At 70.9% G+C, this 16,814-nt stretch carries 13 protein-coding genes; 5 read left to right on the forward strand and 8 right to left on the reverse strand.

Features of this window, described 5'->3' with window-relative positions; genetic code table 11:
• Positions 1-72: 72 nt before the first annotated feature.
• The 6 genes from ACFU6I_RS02235 to ACFU6I_RS02260 form a co-directional block, all read right to left on the reverse strand.
• On the reverse strand, positions 73-1,011 hold the full coding sequence (locus ACFU6I_RS02235) for an N-acetylmuramoyl-L-alanine amidase (protein ID WP_384360440.1): 939 nt from the start codon (positions 1,009-1,011) through the stop codon (positions 73-75).
• 21 nt (positions 1,012-1,032) lie between these two features.
• Positions 1,033-1,620 (reverse strand): class I SAM-dependent methyltransferase, encoded by a 588-nt coding sequence (locus tag ACFU6I_RS02240; RefSeq protein WP_384034252.1) that lies wholly within the window; start codon positions 1,618-1,620, stop codon positions 1,033-1,035.
• Between the two features lie 220 nt (positions 1,621-1,840).
• Complete coding sequence (locus tag ACFU6I_RS02245; RefSeq protein ID WP_384360442.1) at positions 1,841-3,457, reverse strand: chitobiase/beta-hexosaminidase C-terminal domain-containing protein; 1,617 nt, start codon at positions 3,455-3,457, stop codon at positions 1,841-1,843.
• Between the two features lie 251 nt (positions 3,458-3,708).
• Positions 3,709-5,037 carry a M20/M25/M40 family metallo-hydrolase gene (locus ACFU6I_RS02250; protein WP_384360444.1) on the reverse strand — a complete coding sequence of 443 codons (1,329 nt, stop codon included), beginning with the start codon at positions 5,035-5,037 and terminating at the stop codon, positions 3,709-3,711.
• Complete coding sequence (locus tag ACFU6I_RS02255) at positions 5,034-6,410, reverse strand: cytosine permease (protein WP_266986187.1); 1,377 nt, start codon at positions 6,408-6,410, stop codon at positions 5,034-5,036. The genes ACFU6I_RS02250 and ACFU6I_RS02255 overlap by 4 nt, the downstream gene beginning before the upstream one ends.
• On the reverse strand, positions 6,410-7,363 hold the full coding sequence (locus tag ACFU6I_RS02260; protein ID WP_384360446.1) for a DUF1177 domain-containing protein: 954 nt from the start codon (positions 7,361-7,363) through the stop codon (positions 6,410-6,412). The genes ACFU6I_RS02255 and ACFU6I_RS02260 overlap by 1 nt, the downstream gene beginning before the upstream one ends.
• A 155-nt stretch (positions 7,364-7,518) precedes the next feature.
• On the opposite strand from ACFU6I_RS02260, the gene ACFU6I_RS02265 reads away from it, so the two are divergent.
• Positions 7,519-8,349 (forward strand): IclR family transcriptional regulator, encoded by an 831-nt coding sequence (locus ACFU6I_RS02265; protein ID WP_266986191.1) that lies wholly within the window; start codon positions 7,519-7,521, stop codon positions 8,347-8,349.
• 78 nt (positions 8,350-8,427) lie between these two features.
• Positions 8,428-9,156, forward strand: coding sequence for a dipeptidase PepE (gene pepE / locus ACFU6I_RS02270; RefSeq protein WP_384360448.1), 729 nt, complete (start codon positions 8,428-8,430; stop codon positions 9,154-9,156).
• On the opposite strand, the gene ACFU6I_RS02275 is transcribed toward pepE, so the two are convergent.
• A complete protein-coding gene (locus ACFU6I_RS02275; protein ID WP_384360450.1) occupies positions 9,119-10,921 on the reverse strand; it encodes an MFS transporter in 1,803 nt (600 codons plus the stop codon). The two genes, pepE and ACFU6I_RS02275, sit on opposite strands and share 38 nt — an antisense overlap.
• 251 nt (positions 10,922-11,172) lie before the next feature.
• Here ACFU6I_RS02275 and ACFU6I_RS02280 point away from each other — a divergent pair, with 251 nt between their 5' ends.
• The 3 genes from ACFU6I_RS02280 to ACFU6I_RS02290 are packed head-to-tail and all read left to right on the forward strand — an operon-like array spanning position 11,173 to position 16,129.
• The gene (locus ACFU6I_RS02280; protein ID WP_384360452.1) at positions 11,173-13,347 is read left to right on the forward strand and encodes an acyl-CoA dehydrogenase; all 2,175 of its coding nucleotides are present in this window, start codon (positions 11,173-11,175) and stop codon (positions 13,345-13,347) included.
• 17 nt (positions 13,348-13,364) lie between these two features.
• Positions 13,365-14,555, forward strand: a complete 1,191-nt coding sequence (locus ACFU6I_RS02285) for a lipid-transfer protein (protein ID WP_384360454.1) — start codon at positions 13,365-13,367, stop codon at positions 14,553-14,555.
• A gap of 56 nt (positions 14,556-14,611) precedes the next feature.
• A complete protein-coding gene (locus ACFU6I_RS02290) occupies positions 14,612-16,129 on the forward strand; it encodes an MFS transporter (RefSeq protein ID WP_384360456.1) in 1,518 nt (505 codons plus the stop codon).
• 49 nt (positions 16,130-16,178) lie between these two features.
• On the opposite strand, the gene ACFU6I_RS02295 is transcribed toward ACFU6I_RS02290, so the two are convergent.
• A complete protein-coding gene (locus ACFU6I_RS02295) occupies positions 16,179-16,811 on the reverse strand; it encodes a response regulator (RefSeq protein ID WP_384360594.1) in 633 nt (210 codons plus the stop codon).
• Positions 16,812-16,814: the final 3 nt, after the last annotated feature.

Genomic DNA, 16,814 nt, shown 5'->3' on the forward strand with positions numbered 1-16,814 from the left:
CGGACCTTGGGCGGTCATCCCCCTGAATAACCCTGCATAACCACCGCACAACCACCGCATAATCAGGCGTGCTTACCCGCGCAGGTAGGAACTGATGCCGTTCGCAATGCCCTGTGCGGCCTTCTGGCGCCAGCCCGCGCTGGTGAGCAGGGCGGCGTCCTTCGGATCACGCATATTGCCGCACTCGATGAACACCTTGGGCACCGTGGACAAATTGAGTCCGCCCAGATCCTTACGGGTGTCCAACCCCGTATTCCCGCCCACGTAATTGGAAGGCACACTTCCGGTAGCCCGGACGAAGAGGCCGGCGATCCGGGTGCCGAGTTCGCGCGACGGTTCGACGATTTTCGAGGTGTCCGCGGCCCCGCCGCGCACGAGTGCGGGAAGGATCACATGGAAGCCGCGGTTGCCGACCGCGGAACCGTCCGCGTGCACCGACACGACCGCATCGGCCCCGGCGCGGTTGCCGATCCGGGCCCGCTCGTCGACACACGGCCCGTACGGGCGGTCGTTGTCGTACGTGAGGACCACCTCGGCGCCCTGCGCCTGCAGCAGTGCCCGCAGCCGGTGCGCCACATCCAGGGTGAACTCGGCCTCGGCGTAACCCGAGTCGGTGGACGTACCGGTGGTGTCGCACTCCTTGTGCGCGGTGCCGATGTCCACCTGGCGGCCGATCTCGCGGGTGTGCTCGTGGTTGCGCGGGTTGTGCCCGGGGTCGATCACGACCGTCTTCCCCGACAGCGGCCCGGACACCGTGCGGTTCGCTGACTTCGACGGGGAGGGCGGCACCGAGGACGTCCTCGCCGCCGGACCGCCCTTCGCGGGCGAAGGCGACAGGGACGGCGGGGACGACGTGCCACCACCGCCCTCGCGCGGCTGCGCCGCTCCACCGCCGCCGCCACCCCCGCAGCCCGCGATCAGGCACACGCAGCCCAGCGCGGCGGCGGCGAGCAGGGTCCGGCGGCGCCGCGCGGGGCGCGGGGTGGAAGAAAAGCTGGTGTCGTACGGCACGTCGCGATGCTATCCGGCGGCTCAGATCCCCGTTCCGGTACGGCGCAGGACGCGCAGCGAGTCCGTGACCGACACCTCGGTGAACGCCCCGGACTCCAGAGCCCGCAGATACACCCGGTACGGCGCCTGACCACCGTGCGCGGGGTCGGGGAACACGTCGTGGATCACGAGCAGCCCGCCCTCGGCGACATGCGGCGCCCAGCCCTCGTAGTCGCCGTTCGCATGCTCGTCGGTGTGCCCGCCGTCGATGAAGACGAAGCCGAGCTGCCCGCCCCAGACGGCCGCGACCTGCGGGGACCGCCCTACGAGCGCCACGACGTGGTCTTCGAGGCCCGCCGCGTGCAGCGTGCGGCGGAAGGTCGGCAGCGTGTCCATCCGGCCGACCTCCGGGTCCACGACGGTCGGGTCGTGGTACTCCCAGCCGGGCTGCTGCTCCTCGCTGCCCCGGTGATGGTCGACAGTGAGTGCGGTCACACCAGCCGCCCGGGCGACGTCGGCGAGCAGGATCGTGGACCGCCCGCAGTACGTCCCGACCTCCAGCAGCGGCAGACCGAGCGCGGCGGCGTCGGTGGCGGCCGCGTGGAGGGCGAGCCCCTCGACCACCGGCATGAAGCCCTTGGCCGCCTGGAAGGCGGCGAGAATCTCCGGCTCGGGCTCGGCGGCCACGGGGTTCCTCCTGGTCGTACGGGAATGAAACGGCGCCTCATCGTGCCGTACGGGCCGGTCGGCGCTGTCGGCGGGGTGGCCTCCGCCGGCAGGGCCGACACCTGGTGCGGCCGCAGGAGCGGTGGGCCCGTCGGCCCACCGCTCCAGGGGGTGTCCCGGCGCGTCAGCGGGTGAACGTCAGCGTCGTGGCCGGGGAGGCGTTGCCGTACGCGTCCACCGCCACGACCCGCGCCTCGTACGCGTGGCCGGCCACCGCGCCCGGGACCGGGATGTCCAGGGTGTTCGGGCGCGGCATGATGTAGAAGTCGGAGAGGACCTTGGACGAGACGGCCTTGGTGCCGGTCGTCGTGTCGGTGATGTCGACCTCGTAGTGGTGGACCATCTGGTCGTCCTTGGCCTGCGCGATCCGCACGGCCGTGGCACCCTCGGGGCCGCGTACCGCCGTCAGCGGCTCGTCGGTGGTGAACTCCGGTGCCACCTTGTTCCGTTCGGCGGCCGTGTACCGGAAGTTGTCCTTGATCTGCTGGTTCGTCGAGCCCTTCAGACGTACCGTCCAGCCCGGACCGCTCAGCGTGCCCGCGCTGGCGTACGGCGGCTGCCAGCTCGCCGACCACTGTCCTCCGGCGTAGATGTCGTGCTGGTCCGCGGCCATGTTGATGCGGTCGATCTCCGTACGGTCCTTGTAGACCTCGACGAAGAGCGCCTGGGCGGTAGGCGACTCGAAGCGGTTGGCGAGGCCCGTCTCGGTGACCATCTGGTAGCCGTGGTCGATCTCGACGTACGACATCGAACCGTCGTTGACCGACGTGAAGTCGCGCTGGTGGATCGACCGGTCGTCGTTGATGTTGAGGTGCGAGTGGCCGCTGAAGAGGATCGCCTGCGGGAAGGCGCTCAGGTCCTCGGCCAGCCGCGGGTTGGACGCCTGCTGGCCGTCCATCGCCGTTCCCGTGGTGGGGCGGTGGCCCTGGACGAGGATCGGCCGGTCGGCGTTGGCCGGGTCCGCGGTGAGCTCGGCCAGGCGGGTCTTCAGCCAGGTGCGCTGCGCGGTGTCGTTGTTGTAGGTCTCCGTGTTCACCGTGAAGAGGTGCACACCCTTGACGTCGGACTCGTAGTAGCCGCCGCCGGAGTCCGGGAACCACGCCTTCGGGTAGCCGGCCCGTATCGCGGCGAGGCTCGCGTCGTGGTTGCCGTTGGAGATCAGCAGCTGGGTGTTGTCCATGCCCTTGCGCTTGAGGTTCGCCTGGAAGATCTCCGAGACGATCCTGTGGTCCGGGCCCTTGCCGTCGCCGTTGTCGTTGATCATGTCGCCGTTGGACAGGATCGCGTCCGGGTTCGGGAAGATCGAACCGATGGTGTCGAAGAAGCTCTCGTACTTCTTGTCGTTGTGCGCGTGGTCCCCGACGTGGACGTCCGACATGACGACGAACGTGGCGAGCGGCTTCTCCTGCGTCTTGATCAGGTAGCCGTACGAGACGGCCGGGCTCGCCTGACTGCCGTGGAAGGCGACGGCCGTGACGTTGGTGTCCTCGGTGATCCGCAGCGGGCGGCCGGGGGAGTAGACGCTGCTTTCGCGGGTCGGGGTCGAGCCGTCCAGCGTGTAGCGGACGGTGGTTCCGCGCTCGGCGCTGAACTTCAGTGTCACCGCGTGCTCGTACCGCCCACCGGGCGCACTCACGCCGGGTGCCGCGGGCGGGTGGGAGGCGTCGGGCTCGGCGTGGGCAGCGGTCGGTGCGGCGAGCGCTGCGGACGCGGCAACGATCACAAGAGGGGTGATTCTCACGGGGGTTCCTTGTCTCTGGCGCGGTCACCATAACGAGTCGGTAACCGGTCTGAACCAAGGACGCTAGGTGGTCACAGGGAGGAGGAGGGGCGCCGCGGCTGTCCGTTCCGTGAAGCGGTCGTGAACGTCCGTGTACGGCTCGCACAGGGGCTGCGCGCCATGCCGTACGCCCCCGCCGGAACAGGTCCGGCGGGGGCGTACGAGGGGTGGGCCCGGGTCGGGGCGGCCCCCGGCGGAGCTGCTGGATCGGCTCAGCAGCTCTGCCAGAGTCGGGTCATGACACGCACCCCGAACCGCAGCCCCTCCAGCGGGACGCGCTCGTCCACGCCGTGGAAGAGCCGGCCGTAGTCCAGGTCGTGCGGCACCTTCAGGCCCTTGAAGCCGAAGCAGCGGATGCCGAGGTGGGTGAAGGCCTTGGCGTCGGTGCCGCCGGGGTTGCAGTACGGGACCGGGTGTCCGTCCGGGTCCTCGGCGCGTACGGCCTCGCACATCGCGTCGACGAGCGGGCCGTCGAACGTCGTCTCCATCGCGATGTCGTGGTTGACCCACTCGCGGCTGACCGACGGCAGGAGCAACTGGTCGATGGTGTCGATGAGTTCCTGCTCGTGTCCGGGGAGGAACCGGCCGTCGACGCGGGCCGTGGCCTTCCCCGGGATGACGTTCGTCTGGTAGCCGGCGCTGAACATGGTCGGGTTCGCCGAGTTGCGCAGGACGACCTGCATGAAGTCGGAGACCGGGCCCAGCTTCGCCAGGCTGCCCTCGATGTCGTCCTCGTCGAAGTCGACCCCCTGGAGGCGGGCGGCCTCTTCGAGCAGCGCGCGGACCGGCTCGATCAGGCGGATCGGGAACGTGTGGCGGCCGATCCGGGTCAACGACTCGGCGAGGTCGGTGACCGCGTTCTCGTCGTTGGGGGACGAACCGTGGCCGGCCCGTCCGGTGGCGGTGAGCTCCATCCAGGCCATGCCGCGCTGGGCGTTCTCGATCGGGTAGAGGCGCCGGGTGTCGTCGATGGCGAAGGAGAAACCGCCGCCCTCGCCGATCGCCTCGGTCACCCCGGAGAACAGTTCCGGACGGTGCTCGACCAGCCAGTGCGCGCCGAACCTGCCGCCCGCCTCCTCATCGGCGAGGAAGGCGAGGACCAGGTCGCGGGAGGGCTTCGTGCCCGTGCGGGCGAAGTGCCGGGCGGTGGCGATCATGACCGCCACCGTGTCCTTCATGTCGATCGCGCCGCGGCCCCAGAGGTAGCCGTCGCGGATCTCGCCGGAGAACGGCGGCACCTGCCACTCGGACGCGTCGGCCGGGACCACGTCGAGGTGACCGTGGACCAGCAGGGCGCCGCGCTCGGGGTCGCGGCCGGCGATGCGGGCGACGACGTTGGCCCGGCCCGGGGCGGATTCGACCAGTTCGGAGTCGATGCCCACCTCGGCGAGACGGCCCACCACCCAGTCGGCGCTCGCGCGTTCGTTGCTGGTGGGGTTGGAGGTGTCGAACCGGATCAGTTCGGCGCAGAGGTCGATGACCTCGGCCTGAGCCCGGTCGGACGCCGGGACGAGGGGGGCGGCGGGGTCGGGGGTGGTCATGCTGCTCCCACGGAGGTTGTTGCGCGGGCGGCGGGGACGGCGCTGTCCTCGTCGCCCAGGGTGGAGGTGCCGTACGGCTTGACCCAGCCCAGCAGGCCGAGCACCGCGTACAGCACGAAGGCCGTGCCCAGCGAGTTGAGCGCCGGGATGCCGCCGTCGTAGAACTTGCCGACGCAGAACGCCACGATCCAGATGGCTATGGACATCGGCACCCAGGTCGGCGAGGTCCTCGGCAGCGTCTCGGCCTCGCGGGTGTCGTCCAGCGGCTTGCGCATCCTCTTCACGACCCAGTACTCGGCCACGATGATGCCGCCGATCGGCGGGATGGCCACACCGAGGATCGAGAGGAACTCGGTGAAGTGGGTCATGATCCCGATCGCGGACAGGACCGTGCCGGCGATGCCGAGGACGATCGTGACCGCGCCGCGGTGCAGCCGCTTGCCGAAGACGACCTGGAAGAAGTTGACGACGCCGAGCGAGGAGCCGTACAGGTTCCAGTCGTTGATCTTCGCGGTGGACATCAGGACCACGATGACGCCGAAGGCACCCGAGGTGGAGAGCACGATGTGCGACACCTCGTTGCTCTTGACCAGGTGGCCGAGGAGCACACCGGTCATGCCGACGATGTACTCGGAGAGGATCATCGACGAGGCGCTCTGGATGAAGACGTGCGAGCCCTTGCGGTTGTAGCGGGTCATCTCAGGGGCCACGATCGCGCCGGTCATGAAGCCGCCCGCGATGGCGGTGGCGGCGACGGCGAGCGGGATCGTCTGGCCGGGCGGCGGCGAGTCGATCAGGTCACTGATCGAGTGGTCCTTGAGCGTCGAGACGACGGACCAGGCGACCATCGCGAAGAACAGCGGGGTGACGATCTTCGCGAAGACCGCCATGTAGCGGAAGCCGAAGATCACCAGGGCGGTGATGGCCATGCCCGCGAGCACGCACCACATCCAGGACGGTCCGCCGACCAGCGCAGAGACGCTGTTGCCGAAGATCGTGTTCTGGACCCCGAACCAGCCGACCAGGCTGACCGCGATGACGAAGCTCACCAGTGCCGAGCCATTGCGGCCGAAGCCGACCCAGCGGGTCAGCATCGGGGTCGCCAGACCCTCGCGCATCCCGGCCAGACCGATCGCGAAGATGACGATCTCCAGGATCACCGCGCCGAGCGTGAAGGCGAGGAAGGCGTTCCCGAAGGTCATGCCGACACCGATGGTGGCGCCGAGCGTGAACTGCGAGATCGAGCCGGACTGGGCCAGCCACTGCAGCAGCATGGACCAGAATCCGAACCTCTTGTCGCGCGGGACGCGCGAGAGGGAGTAGTCGTCGCTGCCGATGCTCTTGGCCTCGGCCTGCGGGGCGGCGGCTGCCATCAGGACTCCTGGGGTGTACGGCCGAAGGTCTGCAGGTGAGCCAGCGACCCGTAGCGGTTGACGAGGTTGTCGAACTCCACCGCGTCGTGGAAGTCCAGGTGGCCACTGCCGTAGGCCTTGGCGACCTCCACGGCGTAGCGGGCGGCGGACGCGATGTCCGTCTCGTGGCTCGCGCCCGTCTGGCAGCCCGGCACCGCGGCGGCCGAGGTGACCGCGAGGCCGACGACCGGAGCGGCCGTCGCGGTGGAGGGCTGCAGGATGGAATTGATGTGATGTGCACCGTTACCGTACGGCGTGATGTCCTGTGTGGTCACCGGGTAGGTGACCAACGGCTCACCGGTGACGACGGCGAGCAGCTCACCGAGCTGCTCGCTGACCCGGAGCACCCATCCCTCCTTGACGGTGGGGGAGAGGGCCAGGCCCTTGTGGTTGATGATCCGGTTGCCCTTGGTGGTGTCGATGGAGAGCACGGCCTCCATCTCGCCGGTCACCTCGTGCCGGTTCATCGTGGCGATGTCCACGGGCGAGCCCATGAACGGCACCGGATCGTGGGGCTCGGTCGGCGCGTCCGGGCAGATGTGGGTGGCGATGATCACGTCGCCGGGCAGCACATCGCCGCGGCGGCGCATGTCGAGCAGCTTGGCCGCGGTGGCCACGGCGGCTGCCGCGCCGTCGGCGTCGGAGACCAGACCGGTCACCTCGGGCCGGGCGCCGATGCCGCCGAGACGGCCGACCACACCGAGGGTGCGGGCGCTGCCGCCGGAGGTGCGGCCCTGGCTGCCGGGGATCCTCACGAGCACGAAGTCCGTGGAGCCCTGTTCGCCGGCGACCGTGGTGACCTGTGCGGACGAGCCCTCGGGCCCCGCTACGGAGTCGAGGTACTCGACGACCGTCTTGCCGTTGACCTGGGGGTCGTCCAGCAGGTCAAGGATGTCCAGCACGTACTTCAACATGGGGGGCCTTTCTCACGCATCCATCACACCCGTCCGGCGCCCGGCAGGGAGTCACGGACGCCGGACGGGGTGCTGAGAGCAGATTCGGGATCGGATAGCGTTGAGCGCAACTGTTTCCCGTTATTTGCAATTCAGGTCTGAATGGTGAGATGACGATGGCGGACTTCGATCTGGACCGGCGCACCCCCGCCGGGGCCCTGCAAACCGTCGACCGGGCGCTCCTCGTGCTGCTCGCGTTCGAGCGGACCAGGCCGGACTGGGGTGTGACCGAGGTCGCCGAGGAGTTCGGCTGGGACACGTCGGTGGCCCAGCGGCTCCTCGCGACGCTCGCCGGCCGCGGCTTCCTGGTCTCCGACCCGGCCACCCGCCGCTACCGCATCGGCCCCGCCGTGCTGCGGCTCGGCCGGCTCTGGGAGCGCTCCGGATCGCTGGAACTGCTCGCCGGGCCGGTCCTGGAGGAGCTGCGCCGGGCCACCGGTGACACCGTCCTGTTCTGCCTGCCGGACAGCTTCCACATGAGGTGCGTGGCCGCCGAGGAAGGCGAGACCGGACCGCTGCGCTACTACCCGCTGGTCGGCGAGCTCTACCCGGCGCACGCCGGGGCGACCAGTAAGTCGTACTACGCCTACCTGCCCGATGAGCAGCGCCACCGGCTGTTCCGCGGCCGTCCCATGGCCCGCTTCACCGAGCGGACCGTCACCGACCCGGACCAGTTGGAACAGGAGTTCCTGAAGGTCCGTGCCCAGGGGTACGCCTGCACCGTCGGCGAGTACGACACCGGGATCGCGACCGTCGCCGTTCCGGTGTTCCTGGGGCGCGAGCCGTACGGGAGCCTCAGCCTCGGCGGTGGCGAGGAGCGGTTCCGGGGGGCGCCCGAGGACCGGCTCGACGCCCTGCGCCAGGCGGCCCAGCTCCTGGAGCAGAGGCTCACCCACCCACCGCAGCGCCCGAAGCCGCGGGCCCGCCGCCCCCGTACCACCGACTGACCCGTCCGAACCTCCGGGTCACCGGTGCCCCCGAGTCGCCCGAACCGTCTGAATCACCCGAACCGTCCGAGGAACCCTGTGAATCTGCTTCTGCTCTCCAACTCCACCCAGCACGGCCGTGGTTACCTGGAACACGCCCTCGACACCGTCATCGAATTCCTGCCGTCCGGTGCCCGGCTGGCCTTCGTCCCCTACGCGCTGGCCGACTACACCGCGTACACCGCACGCGTCCGTGACGCCCTGGAGCCGTCCGGCATCACCGTCCGCGGTGTCCATGAGAACGCCGACCCGGCCGCCGAACTCGCCGCGTCCGACGCCGTGTTCATCGGCGGCGGCAACTCCTTCCGGCTGCTCAGCGCCCTCTACCGCACCGGGTTGCGCGACGCCGTCATCGAGGCGGTGCGCGCCGGGCTGCCGTACATGGGGGCCAGCGCCGGTACGAACATGGCGGCGCCCACCCTCCGTACCACCAACGACATGCCCATCGTCCAGCCGCCGTCCTTCGAGGCGCTCGGCCTCGTCCCGTTCCAGATCAACCCGCACTACCTGGACCCGGATCCGGCCAGCACCCACAAGGGCGAGACCCGCGAGGAGAGGCTGACCGAGTTCCTGGAGGAGAACGACGTGCCGGTGCTCGGCCTGCGCGAGGGATCCTGGCTGCGCGTGAGCGGCCGCCAGGCCCGCGTGCAGGGCGCCCGCCCCGCCCGGCTGTTCACCCGCGGCGCGCAGCCTCAGGAGCTCCCGGCGGGGTCGGACGTCTCCCATCTGCTCATGACGGCACCGCGGTTCGACGCTCCGGTGCGCTGACCGTCAGCACGAGGTCGATCTCGACGGGCAGTCCGCTCGCCGGGTACGCCGCCGGGCACGCACGCGGCGCGTACCCGGTGGCGGACCCGGCCAGCACGAAGCTGCTGCCGGAGGACGGGGCGGCCAGGGCGTACCGACCGGCCTCGTCCGTGACGGTGAGTCCCGCCTGCCGGCCCGTCCGGTCGATCAGCGTGACGTTGGCGCGGGCCACCGGCGTGCCGTCCGAATCCAGCACCCGGCCGCGGAACCCGCCCGAACCGGCGACGGCATGCGACGCCTCCCGGACGGGCGCCGCCTCGTCCGTGCTGCTCGCCAGCAGGACCGGCCGCATGGCGTCGCGCTGCGAGGGCAGGAACGCGGCCAGCACCAGACCGATCGCCACCGCACCCGTCGCGATCATGAACGAGGTCCGGAATCCCTCCATCGAGGGAACCGACACCGGTCCCATCCGCACCGAGGTGTTGGCGAGCACCATGCCGATCACGGCACTCGACACCGACGTACCGATCGACCGCATCAGGGTGTTCAGACCGTTGGCCGCACCCGTCTCGGACGGATCGACGGCCCCGATGATCAGCGCGGGCAGCGAGGAGTACGCGAGCCCGATACCGGCCCCGAGCACCACCGCGATCACCACGGTCTGCCAAGCGGCACTCATCAGACCGAGCCCCGCCCCGTAACCGATCGCGATGACCAGCAGTCCGAGCATCAGCGACACCTTGGGCCCGCGGCGGGCGGACAGCCGGGCGTACAGCGGGGCGACGAACATCATCGTCAGACCCAGCGGGGCCACGCACAGCCCCGCCACGACCATCGACTGCCCCAGGCCGTACCCCGTCGACGTCGGCAGCTGCAGCAGCTGCGGCAGGACGAGCGAGACCGCGTAGAACGCGACACCGACCATCACCGAGGCGAGGTTGGTGAGCAGCACCTCGCGCCGGGCCGAGGTCCGCAGATCGACCAGCGGCGCCGGGCTGCGCAGCTCGAAGAGCCCCCACAGCGCCAGGATCAGCAGGGACGCGGCGATCAGACCGAGCGTGGTGCCCGAGGTCCAGCCCCAGTCGCTGCCCTTGGTGATCGGCAGCAGCAGACAGACCAGACCGAGCGAGAGTCCGAGCGCACCGGGCAGATCGAACCGGCCGGGCGCACGCAGCGAGGTCTCCGGTACGACGAGGACGGTCAGGGCCATCGACAGCACCCCGAGTCCGGCGGCGCCGAAGAACAGCGTGTGCCAGTCGGTGTGCTGCGCGACCAGCGCGGCGCCGGGCAGCGCGAGCCCGCCGCCCACGCCGATCGAGGAACTCATCAGCGCCATCGCCGAGCCGAGCTTCTCGCGCGGCAGCTCGTCGCGCATGATGCCGATGCCCAGCGGGATGGCGCCCATCGCGAAGCCCTGGAGCGCGCGCCCCACGATCATGACGACGAGTTCCTCGGTGAAGGCGCAGACCAACGAGCCGATCACCATGACGGCGAGGCTGGCGAGCAGCATCCTCCGCTTGCCGTAAAGGTCGCCGAGCCGACCCATGATCGGCGTGGCGACGGCCCCGGCGAGCAGCGTCGCGGTCATCACCCAGGTGGCGTTGGACGGATCGGTGTGGAGAAGGGCGGGCAGGTCCTTGATGACGGGGACGAGCAGGGTCTGCATCACCGCGACGGTGATACCCGCGAAGGCGAGTACGGGGACGACACCGCCGCCCGCACGTCGCTCCCGCGGATCGGGGAGCTGCTGCTCCTCGGCGTGCTGATCGTTCGTCGTCTGTGGCATACGTGCGGCCTCCGGGCGGCGGAAGGAAGAGGAGCGAGGACGGAGTGCGGGTCCGGCGCCGGGCAGCACCGACCGCCAAGTGTGTGCACGCTGAACGCTTCCGGAGGTCCGGGGTATTCCGGTGAACGCGGTACCAACAGGACATGGCGAGGTACGCGGCCGGAAACGTGCGGCCATCTGACCTTCCGTCAGATTGAAACGTGTTCTACTCTTGCGCCGTTCCAGTGGCCGCGACCGGCGAGGATCCGTACATGGGCATCGGAATCACCCAGGAACAGCGGGATTTGGCGCAGGCCGTACGGGGGTGGCTGGCGCGCGCCGTACCCCCGGACGAGATCCGCAAGCTCCTCGACGCGAGCGCTCCGTCCGCACCCGGCGCGCGCCCCGGCTACTGGGACGGTCTCGGCGAGCAGGGGCTGCTCGGCATCCATCTGCCCGAGGAGCACGGCGGAGCGGGCGGCACACTCCTCGACCTCGCCGTCGTTCTGGAGGAGGCGGGACGGGCCGCGCTCCCCGGCCCGTACCTGGCGAACGCGCTCGCCTCGGCGGTGCTGGGCGACGCGGGCGGGAGCGACCTGGTGGGCGCCCTCGTCGCCGGTACCCGTATCGGCGCCGTCGCACTCGGTCCCGGCACCCTCACCGTCGTGGAGGGCGAGGACGGTCACCTGCTCGACGGCACGGCCCCGCCCGTGCTCTCCGGTGCGGACGCCGACCTGCTGCTGCTCCCCGCCGAATCGGCCGCCGGCACCCTCTGGTTCGCCGTCGACACCGCCGCCGAGGGGCTGACCGTGCGCCCGCACCGAGGCGCCGACCCGACCCGCCCCACCGCCGAGGTCCGGGCCGACGGCGTACTCGTACCCGCGGACCGTGCCGTACGGATCGACTCCGCGGCCGTCCGTGATCTCGCTGCCGTCCTCCTCGCCGCCGAGGCGTGCGGCACCGCCTCCCGGGCGCTGGACACCGCCGTCGCGTACGCCAGGGTCCGCGAGCAGTTCGGCCGTCCCATCGGGCAGTTCCAGGGCATCAAGCATCTCTGCGCCGACATGCTCGTCCGCGTCGAACAGGCCCGAGCCCTGGTGTGGGACGCCGCCCGCGCGGCGGACGAAGCCCCGGAGGTACGGGGACTGGTCGCCGCCCTCGCCGCGGGCACCTCGCTCGACGCCGCGTACAGCTGCGCCAAGGACTGCATCCAGGTCCTCGGCGGCATCGGCTTCACCTGGGAGCACGACGCCCACATCCATCTGCGCCGGGCGCTCGTGGCACGGCAACTGCTGGGGGCCGGGGACGCCCACCGGCTGCGGGCCCTCCGGCTGGCCGAGGGCGGAGCGCGCCGCGAGCTCGCCCTCGAACTCCCCGCCGAGGCCGACCGTCACCGCGCCGAGGCGCGCGAGGCCGTCGCCGCCGTCCGGGGGCTCGGCCCGAAGGAAGCCCGCCGCGTCCTCGCCCCGACCGGCTACGCCGCCCCCCATCTGCCCGCCCCCTACGGTCTGGACGCCGGACCCCTCCACCAGCTCGCCGTGCAGCAGGAGTTGAAGGAGCAGGGAGTGAAGGTGAGCGACCTGGGGATCGCCACCTGGGTGGTGCCGTCGCTCCTCGCACACGGGACACCGGAGCAGCAGGACCGCTACCTCATGCCCACCCTGCGCGGCGAACTCCTCTGGTGTCAGCTGTTCTCCGAGCCCGGCGCCGGCTCCGACCTCGCCTCGCTCCGCACGAGGGCCGAGCGGACCACCGGGGGCTGGCGGATCAACGGCCAGAAGGTGTGGACGAGCGCCGCCCAGTGGGCCGATCACGGCATCCTGCTCGCCAGGACCGACCCGGACGCCCCCAAGCACCAGGGGCTCAGCTACTTCCTCGTCGACATGAGGAACACCCAAGGCATCGACATCCGCCCGCTGAAGGAGATCACCGGCGACTCCCTCTTCAACGAGGTGTACTTCGACGACGTCCTGCTGCCCACCGACGCCGTCGTCGGCGACGTGGGCGACGGCTGGCGGGTCGCCCGCAACACCCTCGGCAACGAACGCGTCCACATGGCCGACCAGATGACCTTCGACACCGGACTGGAAGCGCTCATCGCCCGTTCCGGCGAGCTCGACGGCAGCTACCGGGCGCGGATCGGCGCCCTCGCCGCCGAGGCGCACGCACTCGCCTGCATCGGACTGCGGACCACCCTGCAGCAGGTGTCCGGACTGGAGCCGGGCGCCGGAGCCTCGGTACGCAAGCTCGTCCAGACCACCCACCAGCAGAAGGTCGCGGAACTCGCCCTGGAACTGCTCGGACCTGCGGGGGCGACTGCGGAAGGTCCCGGGGACCGGGCCCTGCACGGATTTCTGATGTCCCGCTGCCTGACCATCGCGGGCGGCACCACCCAGGTTCAGCTCAATGTCGTCGCCGAGCGCATTCTCGGCCTCCCGCGTGACTGAAGGGACGTGACCTCTCCATGAAGGCGTACATCGTCGGCGTCGGGATGACGAAGTTCGAGAAGCCGGAGACACGCGACTGGCAGTACTGGGACATGGTGAAGGAGGCGGGGAACGCCGCGCTCGCCGACGCCTCGGTCGCCTACGAGGAGGTGCAGCAGGTCCCCGTCGGCTACTGCTTCCAGGCCTCCACGGCCGGCCAGCGCGCCGCGTACGAACTCGGACTGACCGGCGTACCCGTCTACAACGTCAACAACAACTGCGCCACCGGCTCCACCGCGCTGATGCTGGCCCGGCAGTTCGTCGAGGGCGGCATCGGCGACTGCGTCCTCGCGCTCGGCTTCGAGAAGATGACGCGCGGGTCGCTGGGGAGCGGGTCCGACGGCGGAGCGGACTTCAGGACCTCGCCCGTCGCCCGGCACTACGGGATCATGGCCGCCGCCCACGGTTTCGAGATGTCCCCGCCCACCGCCCAGATCTTCGGCAACGCGGCCCGCGAACACATGGAGCGGTACGGGACGACCGAGGCGCAGCTCGCGGCGGTCGGCGCCAAGAACCACCGGCACTCGGTGAACAACCCGTACGCCCAGTTCCAGGACGCGTACACGGTCGACGAGATCCTCGCCGCCAGGACCGTCCACCGCCCGCTGACCAAACTCCAGTGCTCACCCACCTCCGACGGGGCGGCCGCAGCCGTCGTCGTGTCGGAACGCTTCGTCGGGAGCCACGGGCTGGAGGACAGGGCGGTCGAGATCGTCGCCCAGGCCATGACGACCGACACGGGCGATTCCTTCGCCTCCGGCACCTGCATCGACGCCGTCGGACTGCCCATGTCGCGCGCCGCCGCCCGGCAGGTGTACGACACCTCGGGGCTCTCGGCCGCGGACCTCGACGTCATCGAGCTGCACGACTGCTTCTCCATCAACGAACTCCTCACCTACGAGGCGCTCGGCCTGTGCGGTGAGGGCGAGTCCGGCAAGCTCGTCGAGTCCGGGGCCACCACCTACGGCGGCCGCTGGGTGGTCAACCCGTCCGGTGGCCTGATCTCCAAGGGCCACCCGCTCGGTGCCACCGGCATCGCCCAGGCCGCCGAGCTCACCTGGCAGCTGCGCGGCGAGGCGGGCGACCGGCAGGTGCCCGGTGCCCGGGTCGGACTCGCCCACAACATCGGGCTCGGCGGCGCGGCGGTCGTCACCCTCCTCCGTCGATAGTCGGAGCCGGGTGTCCGGCCATATACCGATGTACGGGGCACAGGGCGCCTGCGAGTATGACGCTCATGGTTGACGTCACGGCGCCCGCGCCCCCGCAGAAATCCCGCACCTGGGCGGTGGTACTCGCCGCCTGCACAGGCCAGTTCCTCGTCATCCTCGACGTGTCCGTCGTCAATGTGGCGCTGCCGTCCATGCGGTCCGACCTGGGGCTGAGCGCCGGTCAGCTGCAGTGGGTCCTCAACGCGTACGCGATCGCGTTCGCCGGGTTCATGCTTCTCGGCGGGCGCGCCGCCGACATATACGGCCGCAAGCGGATGTTCCTGGTCGGTCTCGGCCTGTTCACCGCCGCCTCGCTCGTCGGCGGGTTCGCCCAGGAGGGCTGGCAGCTGCTCGCCGCCCGTGCCGCGCAGGGGCTCGGTGCCGCCGTGCTCTCTCCCGCGACCCTCACGCTTCTCACCGCCGCGGTTCCCGAGGGCCCGGCCAGGACCAGGGCGATCGGCACGTGGATGGCCGTCGGCGCCGGAGGCGGCGCGGCCGGCGGACTGGTCGGCGGGGCGCTCACCGACCTCCTCTCCTGGCGCTGGGTCCTGCTGATCAATGTGCCGTTCGGCGTGCTCGTCCTGATCGGCGCCACGGTCTGGCTCGCCGAGAGCCGGGCGGGCGGGCGGCACCGCATCGACCTGCTGGGCGCGGTGCTGGTCACGGTGGGGCTGGCCACGGTCTCGTACGGCATCGTGCAGACCGAGCGGGAGGGCTGGACGGCTGCGGCCACCCTGGTGCCGCTGCTCGGCGGGGTGGCGCTGCTGGCCCTCTTCGTCCTCGTGGAGGCGCGGACGGCGGTGCCTCTGATGCCGCTCCGGGTGCTGGGCACGCGGGCGGTGGCGGCGGCGAACGTGGCGATGATCGTGATGGGTTCCGCGACGTTCTCGATGTGGTACTTCATGACCGTGTACGCGCAGTCGGTGCTGGGCTACACGCCGATGCAGGCCGGACTGGCCCTGATGCCCACCTCGTTGGCGGTTGTGCTCGGCTCGACGTTCGCGCCTCGGATCATGGCACGCGTCGGCGCGAAGAACCTCGTCCTGATCGGTCTGGCGATCACCGCCACGGGCTTCGGCTGGCAGTCCACGATGGGCGCGGACGGCTCCTACCTCACGTCGATCTGCGGGCCCGGCATCCTGATGATGGCCGGTGCGGGGTTCGCGTCCACGCCGCTCGCCTCCCTCGCCACCTCGGGCGCGGCGCCCGGGGATGCCGGTCTGGTCTCCGGGCTGGTCAACACCTCACGCACGATGGGCGGAGCGCTGGGTCTCGCCGTGCTCTCCACGGTCGCGGCGGCACGGACCGGGGGCGGCACCGGCGCGGAGGAGCTGACCGCAGGATTCGCGCTGGCGTTCCGGACGGCCGGCACGGTACTCCTCGGCGGACTGCTGCTGATGGCCCTGTGGCTGCCGCGCCACGGCTCGTCGCGCTCCGGAAGGTCGGGCCCGTCGGCCACGTCGGGCCCGTCGAGCACCTCGACTCCGTCCCGCGCGTCGAGCGCGTCGGGCATGTCGAGCCCGTCCGGCGACTGAGGGCAGGCGGGGCGCCGGTCACGTCGGGCGCCCCACCTGCGAACACCGCCTACAGCCAGCCCTGCTGCCGCGCCGCCCGCACCGCCTCCATGCGGTTCCGTGTCCCCGTTTTCCCGATCGCCGACGACAGGTAATTACGTACCGTCGACTCGGACAGATGCAGCTTTGCCGCGATGTCGGAGACCGTCGCCCCGTCCACCGAGGCGTTCAGCGCGTCCCGTTCCCGCGCCGTGAGCGGGCTGGGGCCGGCGCTCAGGGCGGCCGCGGCGAGGGCGGGGTCGATGACGGTCTCACCGGTCAGCACCCGGCGGATCGCCGCCGCGAGCTCCTCGACCGGGCCGTCCTTGACCAGGAACCCCGCCGCGCCCGCCTCCATCGCGCGGCGCAGATACCCGGGACGCCCGAAGGTGGTGAGGATCAGTACCCGGCAGTCCGGTACCTCCTCGCGCAGGTCGGCGGCGGCGTCCAGCCCGCTGCGGCCCGGGAGTTCGATGTCGAGGAGTGCCACGTCGGGACGGGACCGCACCGCGGCGTCCACGATCTCGTCCCCGGCGGCGACCTGGGCCACGACCTCGATGTCCGGTTCGAGCCCGAGCAGCAGGGCGAGCGCGCCGCGCATCATGCCCTGGTCCTCGGCGAGCAGCACCCGGACGGACGTGTGGGGCAGGTGATCTCGGGGCATCTC

Source organism: Streptomyces sp. NPDC057486 (genome assembly GCF_042802415.1).
Lineage (GTDB): Bacteria > Actinomycetota > Actinomycetes > Streptomycetales > Streptomycetaceae > Streptomyces > Streptomyces yanii.

What these genes read in the sequence shown, in the direction of transcription:
- ACFU6I_RS02240 (WP_384034252.1), bottom strand. Translation starts at nt 1,620, where the DNA reads ATGCCGGTGGTCGAGGGGCTCGCCCTCCACGCGGCCGCCACCGACGCC.
- ACFU6I_RS02250 (WP_384360444.1), bottom strand. Translation starts at nt 5,037, where the DNA reads ATGACCACCCCCGACCCCGCCGCCCCCCTCGTCCCGGCGTCCGACCGG.
- ACFU6I_RS02255 (WP_266986187.1), bottom strand. Translation starts at nt 6,410, where the DNA reads ATGGCAGCCGCCGCCCCGCAGGCCGAGGCCAAGAGCATCGGCAGCGAC.
- ACFU6I_RS02260 (WP_384360446.1), bottom strand. Translation starts at nt 7,363, where the DNA reads ATGTTGAAGTACGTGCTGGACATCCTTGACCTGCTGGACGACCCCCAG.
- ACFU6I_RS02265 (WP_266986191.1), top strand. Translation starts at nt 7,519, where the DNA reads ATGGCGGACTTCGATCTGGACCGGCGCACCCCCGCCGGGGCCCTGCAA.
- ACFU6I_RS02275 (WP_384360450.1), bottom strand. Translation starts at nt 10,921, where the DNA reads ATGCCACAGACGACGAACGATCAGCACGCCGAGGAGCAGCAGCTCCCC.
- ACFU6I_RS02280 (WP_384360452.1), top strand. Translation starts at nt 11,173, where the DNA reads ATGGGCATCGGAATCACCCAGGAACAGCGGGATTTGGCGCAGGCCGTA.
- ACFU6I_RS02285 (WP_384360454.1), top strand. Translation starts at nt 13,365, where the DNA reads ATGAAGGCGTACATCGTCGGCGTCGGGATGACGAAGTTCGAGAAGCCG.
- ACFU6I_RS02290 (WP_384360456.1), top strand. Translation starts at nt 14,612, where the DNA reads ATGACGCTCATGGTTGACGTCACGGCGCCCGCGCCCCCGCAGAAATCC.
- ACFU6I_RS02295 (WP_384360594.1), bottom strand. Translation starts at nt 16,811, where the DNA reads ATGCCCCGAGATCACCTGCCCCACACGTCCGTCCGGGTGCTGCTCGCC.